At 54.0% G+C, this 8,881-nt stretch carries 7 protein-coding genes; all 7 read right to left on the bottom strand.

From position 1 onward, the window contains the following. Positions 1-751, bottom strand: a 751-nt coding sequence (locus ACXJKO_RS27025) for a hypothetical protein (RefSeq protein ID WP_457094138.1), incomplete at its 3' end; no start/stop codon positions are given. Further along, positions 744-2,345, bottom strand: coding sequence for a lipopolysaccharide biosynthesis protein (locus tag ACXJKO_RS27020; protein WP_457094137.1), 1,602 nt, complete (start codon positions 2,343-2,345; stop codon positions 744-746). The genes ACXJKO_RS27025 and ACXJKO_RS27020, both read right to left, overlap by 8 nt. Before the next feature lie 292 nt (positions 2,346-2,637). Next, complete coding sequence (locus ACXJKO_RS27015) at positions 2,638-3,873, bottom strand: polysaccharide biosynthesis/export family protein (RefSeq protein WP_457094136.1); 1,236 nt, start codon at positions 3,871-3,873, stop codon at positions 2,638-2,640. 259 nt (positions 3,874-4,132) lie between these two features. Then, the gene (locus ACXJKO_RS27010) at positions 4,133-5,773 is read right to left on the bottom strand and encodes an AAA family ATPase (protein ID WP_457094135.1); all 1,641 of its coding nucleotides are present in this window, start codon (positions 5,771-5,773) and stop codon (positions 4,133-4,135) included. A 213-nt stretch (positions 5,774-5,986) separates the two neighbouring features. Continuing rightward, the gene (locus tag ACXJKO_RS27005; RefSeq protein WP_457094134.1) at positions 5,987-6,400 is read right to left on the bottom strand and encodes a RidA family protein; all 414 of its coding nucleotides are present in this window, start codon (positions 6,398-6,400) and stop codon (positions 5,987-5,989) included. Positions 6,401-6,472: 72 nt separating this feature from the next. Further along, on the bottom strand, positions 6,473-7,213 hold the full coding sequence (locus ACXJKO_RS27000; protein WP_457094133.1) for a sugar transferase: 741 nt from the start codon (positions 7,211-7,213) through the stop codon (positions 6,473-6,475). Between the two features lie 440 nt (positions 7,214-7,653). Continuing rightward, positions 7,654-8,658, bottom strand: a complete 1,005-nt coding sequence (locus ACXJKO_RS26995) for a UDP-glucuronic acid decarboxylase family protein (protein WP_457094132.1) — start codon at positions 8,656-8,658, stop codon at positions 7,654-7,656. Positions 8,659-8,881: the final 223 nt, after the last annotated feature.

The following is an 8,881-nucleotide window of genomic DNA, read 5'->3' as shown; positions in this document are numbered from 1 at the left end:
CCATGCATAAGACCCCGACGAACCGAATTGGAAAATGCGGTGCAAACTTCCCATAAGGGGGCGTTAGAAAGAACGACAGCCAAAAGATACCCAGCGCTACCGCCGAACTTCTACTGTTGACAAGATAGATGACTACGACGCCGACGATGACGCCAAACACACGCATCGCCTTATGCCCCAGCGACGCGCAGACAATGGCCACAAATGCCAACTGGCCGATCGCATTGGGCTGATTTCCTCCAACAATCCGCCCCCCGTCGTAACCAAAAACAGCAAAGAGTCCCACAAGAATGAGAAGCAGAACAGCGGTTGCAAGGCTGAACGATATCCGGACCGCACGCGAATTCTGTGGCCAAGCGAGAGCACCCATGAACAATGCGGCCCAGGTCAGGACCGAATAGCTGACCGGGGTTAGCGGGGTCTTGGAGAACAGGCCTGTGAGCAACAGGTATATAAAAAACCACGAAATCAAACTCTGGGGACCGAAGCGGCTTAGTTTGATGAAAGATATTGAACCTGCACGGTACCGCGCAGCAGCGAATGACACGCACATGAATAATGCCAGTGCGCCCGTTTGAAGATAAAACACATTTTGTGACCGTGTCTTTGGTAAAAATGGATCATCAGCTGTGTAGAAGAAAAAGGAGACGCTGAGCATTCCGATCCACGCAACGAACGCGGTCAAGCACCAGATATTCTCACTGGTTCCATGAATGTTGCCGTCATGTCTTAGCTTCGTAAATTCACCCATCGCTGAGACCTGACTGTTTCCGTCTTATGAGCCCAGACGCAATCTGAAAACTTGCCCGCAGTCCCTGGCCAATCCAGCGTCGCTGGCTGTTGCTGCAAAGCAAGAACAGCGCCGGGGCAGACATCACCAGAAGTGATGTCCCGCATAGGAGGCCAAGATCGATTGGGCCTCTCATAGGTGCGAATCTCGCTATAGCCATTGTTGTGAGGTAACTGAGAGCGCCCATCAGAATTCCAATTCCATAAGCTCGCGCAAGAAACCGAAATACCGACACCTTTAACTCTCGACTCGCCAAGACTGGAACGTAGAGACCGAATGTTGCGTACTCTGCGACCCCCAAAGCAATCGCCGCCCCGAGTGCGCCCACAACGGGCACTAGAACTATGCAAAGAACTAGGCTTGCGACGACTTGAACGACTGCGGCATGCGCGAGCGGCCGTGGCCGATTGGAATACTGCAATGCAGCAGCGCTTGCATGCGCGGGTGCGGTGAGAAAGACAACCACAAGAAATGCACCGAACACCCAGGAATCAAATGGAACTTTGCCTCGCGTCCAGAACCCCACGAATGGTTCGCTTACCGCAATGCTCAGTCCACTGAATAATCCGACAAGACCGCCGATCATCCACCCCGTGCCCTCATAAAGATTTTTCCGTCCCTCCAGATCTTCTTGAGCATATTGCCGCGACATCTCGATTCCACTCACACGGGAAATCTGTTGGGCTATCTGGCGGATCACACTTGTAAGAGTGCGCGTGATAGTAAAAATAACGACGGCGCTTGCGACTGGTGCTAAAACCGCAAGTAAAAGGATCGGGGCGCGAACCAGAACGATTTCGGACAACGTTGGCACCGAATAATGGCGCGCTTTATCGAAAAGATCCAACGCTTCACCCCGCGATGGGACAGCCACGCCGAAATCGATGTCAGGATAGCGCCGGGATTGGTCAAGCACGATAGCCGCCATGCCTACTAGCAACGCAGTTGCTAGGTAAATGACAGCTATATGAAACGGGCTCGCTGAAATGCTGAGAGCAACCCCGGTTGCGACAGTCTGGATCAGGATATACAACGCATTGACCATTTCCCCCCGGGCAAAGTCGCCACGAGCGGCATAGATCGCTATAATAAAATTTCGAGGCAACATGACGAGGGTCGTCAATGCAAGAAGTATCAACGTGAGACTGCTTGACTGTGGCGCGACGTACGTCGCGCCTAGCATTGCTGGAAGGTCGGCAATGCTAATAAACGCCAGAAGCAGACATGCCGCTATACTGAGGAGGATGGCATAAAGACCGATGCCAACCTTCAAGGTTCGGCCGAAGAGCCGCAGGTCTGCACGAGCCCAGGCCATCCGCAGAATGTTGGCAGTATGATAATTCAGCCCCAAATCGATCAATCTAAGAACGTCAGCGGCTGCGAGCAGAATTAGCCAATCCTCGTACAGTCCGCCACTCCACTGCCCAAGGAAGAGAGGTACGAGACAGAGCTGTTGAGCCGTCACGGCTGCGAAGGTAAAGCCTTGAGCACCGACCCCAAGAATAAGACGGCGACGCAAACCGGCATCGCCGTGTGCATGCTCAGATGCTCTCATGTTTCGGTGCTTCAATATCTAATCCTCTAGACGATCTAAATCCGTGTCTTCCAAGGATGAAACACTCCCTTCCCCGGAGACGAAATACGTAGCCTTTCGGTATCGTGCGCCCTTGCATATCATCCACGTACTCCGGATTGCCGTCAGCATCATTCATCATTGATCTCTCTCTGCGACGTAGCTCCCGCCATACCTGATCGAGGCAATCCAAACGCTGCCCGCCATTAATGATCACCAAGTTCGACAGCGAGACAGAGTTGGCTGTATGCAGAATGACAATAAGCTTCGGCGACTAATCCAGGCGCCTCGCCGGCGCGGCCTGGAAAGCGACTTCCGACGTTAGCTTGACCCGAACGACGTCACCGGGGAGGACCGCAGTCAGTTCATCTGCTGCGATGGTGACGAGGCCCTCCGCGCCTTGTCGAACAACTTCATACCGTGCTTGGGCAGTGGCCCTGCCAAGTGACGCTCCCGAACTGGCGATTTGCGATAGCTGCGAAGAACCTCGGATCTCCAGCTCTTTCCTCGCTATCTCCATTGTGAGATTTGCTAACTTCTCTTTGACTTCTAGGCTACGCTTGAGCGGAACCTCTTCCGCGGAGCGTTCAGCAGTCGCTACGGCTTGCTTTGCGCGTGCAATCGAGGCAAGGACCGCGCGCTCCTCGGCATTGAGCTCCGGAACCAATTTCTCCAACTCGAATGTCCGCACACGCGTCGTTAGGCCTTGCTCCCTGAGCCCTCTGATATTGTCCAGTTCGGCTTTGGCGATTGTCCCCTTGATCTTGATCTGCGACAGTTGCCCGTCATATGCGGCAACTTCCTCTCTCGCTAACTCGGCAGCCTCCTTATGCCTTGCGACCTGTTGTGCTAGCTTCTGCCTCTCATCGTTCAGGATCTGGTTCTCCTTGACCATCAGCGCAGTTCCTTCTTCCTGTCCGGCGATCCCAAGCAGCCGCGATGAGAGGGTTGCCCGTTCCAGCTGATCACGTTCTGCGTTTAGCCGCGAATACTGTGCCAAGCTCAGCTTCAAGCTTTCGAGCTGAGTCGAGACACGTGTTTGCTCTCGTGCGGCCTCGATAAACAGGTACGGACCGTTCTTCAGAGGCGATTCCAACCCGCCCGCCATGGCAACCGCGTGCAAGACTGCAATACCCGGTCGATACATATATTGACCGGGTGTATTGACCGCACCGACGACGTAGATCGGTTGTCGCTCCAGGAGTTCGACGCGCACGGATACCGGCCGTCCTAACGCCTCAGAGAAGCCGCCCACCAAGCTCGCTTCAACCTCTCGGGTAGACCTCTGGTCGACATTGATCGGGCCGAGTAGCGGTAAGGTGATACTTCTTTCAGCGCTTACGATGACTTCTCCGGACAAATCACTTTGTCCAAAGACTGTAATGCGTAGCTTGTCTCCTTCGGTCACTCCGACGCGAGCAAGTGCGTTGGCATATGTCGGGAAGGCAAGCATTGCTGCAAGCGCCACAAAGCAACGAAATGCCATCGTCATACGCTTGGAGAAAAGCATTTCGAGACTCATGAGGCGACCCCGCAAGCATTTACTCCTCGCTCGCCAGCTGGAGACGTTTCACCAACAGTTTTGGTTGGTCGTCTCTTCGCGTGTTGCGCGACAAGGCCTGGTTGCATTGGACTCTCGTAATTCGACGAATGAGCTCGACTGAAGCCCCTGCTCGTCCACTTGTTCTCTTTGCCACGAGCATGCGTTCGAGATGTTACGCGGCATCGGGCCGAAGTGGGCTTGACGACGCACAAAAAGGTTCCGTTTATCATGTCTTCGCCGTGCCTCCGCCGCCAACGAGAATGGCATCCGAATCCCAGTCCCTTAATCGTGCGAGATCGACCTTGTTCAGAACCGTTCCTAACAGCTTACCACGCACAGGATCAGCGAGACTAAGGGCTCTCCGGACCAGCGATGGTGATGTCTTCCCCCATTCCACGACCAAGAGGAAGGCGTCGGCCAAGTGAGCCGCCGCTCGCACGTCAATGGACGGGGCGAGCGGGGGTAGATCGAGCACTATAAAGCGATAGAACTCACGTGCTTCGCGCAGGAATTCCATCATCTCTGTCGAGGTGAGGACGGAACTCGTGTCCCAAGGCGATGCTTCCAAGTTGGCAGGCGCAAAATGTAGCAATGAGTTGCAGTCGCGCCGGATCAGATCGCGCCATGAAGTGCTTCGCCCAACAATGTCCTCGACGCCCTTCTTCGCGTCAGGCGCAAACCATTTCGTGAGTTGGGCCTTTTGGAAGTCGCAATCCACGAGAAGAGTTGGCTCGCCAGTTCGTGCCAGCAACGATGCGAAGTTTGCAGCCGTAGTGCTCTTGCCCTCGCCAGACAAGGTCGACGTGATCCCGACGATACATACACGATCTCTCCCGAAACGGAGCTCGGTCGTGGTTTTGATGTTTTGCAGCGCTTTTATGAACGCCGAATTTGGATTCCCTCTGGCGGTTCCTGCCCGTTGCCCATACCCGACTGGCATCCGTGGTAGGGCCTTATGTCGGGAAACCTGCTTGTCAAGCGTATCACTTGCGAATGGCACGTCCGATGTGCAATTTCTCGGACGAAGATCGGGCAGCAAGCCGATGCAGTTGACGTCGGTCGCTGCCTCTATTTGTTCGGGCGTCCGCACGGTCCGGTCCGCGTACTCACGGAGGAATGCGCCGATGCCGCTGATGATAATCCCGGCCAGAATCGCACCGCCGAGAATCAACGTGCCCCGTGGTTCGTCTGGCCTAGAAGGGGGCAGAGCCGTCGTGAGGACGACGCGCTCGCGAAGCATCTCCTGCGCGCGAGGAGCAGCTTCCTGACGTAAAGCCAATTGGCTCCGGATGAATGCATCGACAATTTCATTTGTAACTGCTGCGGACAGTCCCGCGTCAGTCGATGTGAAGGAAATTTCGACGACATTGCTGTTTGGAACCCGCGCTGTTGAGAGCCTCTCTCTAAGATCTCGACGCGTCTTCCGGATTTCGTCGTGCGCCTTTCCAGCCTCGGTTGGGTTCATCGACCCTCTGAATGGCGAAAGATTTATCGCTTCCAGGAGTGTCCTTCCTCTGATCAGCTGTGATCTCAGCTGCAACTTATCAATCACTGCAAGGGCAATTTTGTCCGACTTAATCACCTCGATTTGGTTTTGGATCTCGACTGGATCGGGTGCTGCTTGCCCCGGGACACTGCCCTGTTGGAAGAAATTGCTTGGTTGCCGATCCAGCAGAAGGCGTGATGAAGCTGTGTAAAGAGGCGGCGTGATGAGATATATCACGGCTCCTAATGCGAGGCATGCTAAAAGAGTGATTGAGATGATCCGTCGCCGCCGGCGCAAAACGAGAAAAGCGATGCGCAAGTCAACCGCCGCATCTCTCTCGTCCTGGCGGTTTCCGAGTTTGACGGAACCTATACTCAGCATTGAACCAATCCAAAACTTACGACGTGCCCGAGTGGGACTGTATCGTTGGGGCTCTCTCGAGGCGGCTGACGAAGATCTTCTGTAGCCACGCCCGTCTTCAGGTAGAAGCCGTGCGGCACTACCAGGCCCGGTGACATATCAAGCCCGGTCTCACGCCGCATTGCACATTGAGCGAGGCTGGCCTCTAGGCCGTGAGACGTTAGGCGACCACGGTTATCGCTTGGCCGAACAATCATTGCCGCCCTCCCCGTCGCCTTCGCCGACAAGCGCAATCGCATCAATCTCAACGAGTGCGTCCTTTCGGAGACGAGCGACCTCAACTGTTGTTCGTGCGGGAGGATTGGTGGGGAAGAAGGAGTTGTACACATGGTTGACAACCGCGAGGTCGTTTAGATCATCGAGAAATATAGTTGTCTTCACCACTGACGAAAGGCTTGCCCCGCTGGCTGCGAGCACAGCAGCAAGATTTTCAAGAGATTGAACCGTCTGGGCTCGGATGCCGTCCGGGATCGTTCCGCTGCCTGGATCGACCGGAAGCTGCCCAGCGCAAAAAATGAAGCCTCCAGCACGCAATCCCTGCGTAGCAGAAACGGAGGCACTATAAGTATTGTTAGATCCAAGTGCCAAGGCACCCTCCGACTTTGCATTTACGGTCGTAAGTGATGAGGTAGCCATATCAATCCTCGCGCCTTTTTCGGTTTAGTAGGCCGATACTGAGAAAAATACTTCACGGACCGTCTGACATAGTATTCGCAGATCCGTCAGAAAACTTCCGGTGCGGATATATTCCAGGTCGTGTTCGACGCGCTTTGCCATTGATGCGATTGTGGGCGTCTCGCCACGCGCTCCGTTGACTTGAGCATGCCCTGTAATGCCTGGCCGGACCATGTAGCGGCAGAGATAATTAGCAACATGGGGAATGAAGTGATCGTCGAGAGAAATTGGGTGAGGACGTGGGCCCACTAGGGACATGTCGCCACGCAAAACGTTTAGAAGCTGAGGCAATTCATCAATACTTGTTTTTCTGATGAACCGGCCGACCGGTGTTACTCGCCGGTCGTGTTGAGTTGCTTGCCGTACTGGTCCATCTGTGTCGGCCACGTACATCGAACGGAACTTAACGATTTTGAACGGCCGAAGTCCTGCACTGTAGCGCCATTGAGTAAAAAGGACGGGACCCCGGCTCGTCAGCTTGATCACCAATGCTACATTCAGAAGAAGAGGCAGAAAAAAGAGTAACAAAATCAACGATAGAGTAAAATCGAAAATGCGCTTAGCAGGACTGAAGAGATAAGGCTTTGGCGTTATACCTGATGTCGAACCAAGTTGGATTATTTTCTTGCCGGATAGGTCATGCCGATCAAGCGAACTATGCATGAGCTTTGGTGATGAGGACATAAGTTCTTGTCTCTTCACAGGAAGCCAAGTCAGCTTGTGCACTAGCGCCACTCCCCTGCAAAGGATTCGTAACCTAAGCCGTTCCGCGCGCTTGTCTCGAGACTTCTCAAATTGAAATCATTGTGCGATACAGTTACCATGACGGGAAAGACACCAAACCTCGCAAGGCGTGTATTGATGAGCCAGTTCGGCATGCCTGAACGTGCCGGAATTTGCCGGTGGCGCTCCCGCGTCCGGCGTGAGGGGTGGGTTCTCCTATTCTTGGCGACCATCAGCTGGATTCTGGCTGCACTGGTCCTTTGGCTGGTATGCCACTTGGCCTTCGCCGCAGCGGCCTGATTGCCGGCACCCGCCGTCGGGGCAGCGCATGCGTCATGGCCATGACGCATGCGCTGCCGGAAAGATATGCCATCGATACTTGGGGTCCTGTCTGGCGGCATCTTGTTGAGCGTAGTCGATCGGCGATCTGTGTGGGTTCTGGCCTAACTGGCATAGGCCAGTTCATTCGCTTGGAATCGCTCTGCGGTACGGCGAACGACCGGCTCTCTCAGCAGCTTTTCGAAGTACGGAATTGTGCGCTGCAATCCCTCATTAAGATCGACAACCGGCGCCCACCCAAGCACTTCATGGGCTTTGCTGATGTCAGGACGGCGCTGCCTAGGATCATCCTGAGGCAGAGGGCGATGTACAATCTTCGATTTCGATCCGGTTAGATCAATCACCTTCCGGGCAAGCTCCAAAATCGTGAATTCACTCGGGTTCCCGAGATTGATTGGTCCGACCACATCGCGGGAGCTTGCCATCAACCCGATTAGGCCGGCAACAAGGTCATCGACGTAACAGAACGAGCGTGTTTGGCTCCCTTCACCGAACACGGTGATGTCTTGGTTCATCAGCGCTTGGACAATGAAACTTGAGACAACACGGCCATCATTCAGATGCGTTCTTGGCCCGTAGGTGTTGAAGATGCGAGCAACTTTGATCGGGAGCCCGTGCTGGCGGTGATAGTCGAAGAAGAGCGTCTCAGCACAGCGTTTGCCTTCGTCGTAGCAGGCTCGCGGACCGATTGGATTAACGTGGCCCCAGTAGTGTTCAGGTTGCGGATGCACCTCGGGATCACCATAAATCTCACTGGTTGATGCTTGCAGGACTTTGCACTTCAGCCGTTTTGAGAGGCCAAGCATATTGATTGCGCCAAGCACGCTCGTCTTTGTTGTTTGAACGGGATCGCGTTGGTAATGAATCGGCGAGGCTGGACAGGCCATATTATAGATTTCATCGACTTCGATAAACAATGGCTGTGTTATGTCGTGCCGCAACAATTCGAAGCGTCTATGACCGATCAGATGGTCGACGTTATGCCTGGTTCCCGTGTAAAAATTGTCCAAGCATATGACATGGCAGCCGAGCTTCAGCAAGGTTTCACATATATGCGACCCCAAAAAACCAGTTCCACCTGTCACCAAAATCCGCTTCTCAATGTGCATTTGTTTCCTCGCCGCGTGTTTTGGAAGAAGTGCTTTTAAGACTCGAGCATGCTTCGTTGGCTAATTTTCTATTAAGGCTCTCATCCCAGCATAAATATGCGGAACCGATCAACACCCAATCTATACCTACGACGGGTGATACAAATTGTGATAATCACAAGGGAGAAACCGGTGCTGCAGCGCGAGCCCGTTGGAGGAATGCAAGGATTGCATTCCTTAGGTA

This window comes from Microvirga sp. P5_D2 (genome assembly GCF_054049475.1).
Note: the sequence above shows the minus strand (reverse complement) of the source record. Positions and strands in the feature narration are given on the sequence as shown.

Excerpts from the sequence above, each read along its gene's own strand:
- ACXJKO_RS27020 (WP_457094137.1), bottom strand. The coding sequence starts at position 2,345 with ATGAGAGCATCTGAGCATGCACACGGCGATGCCGGTTTGCGTCGCCGT.
- ACXJKO_RS27015 (WP_457094136.1), bottom strand. The coding sequence starts at position 3,873 with ATGCTTTTCTCCAAGCGTATGACGATGGCATTTCGTTGCTTTGTGGCG.
- ACXJKO_RS27010 (WP_457094135.1), bottom strand. The coding sequence starts at position 5,773 with ATGCTGAGTATAGGTTCCGTCAAACTCGGAAACCGCCAGGACGAGAGA.
- ACXJKO_RS26995 (WP_457094132.1), bottom strand. The coding sequence starts at position 8,658 with ATGCACATTGAGAAGCGGATTTTGGTGACAGGTGGAACTGGTTTTTTG.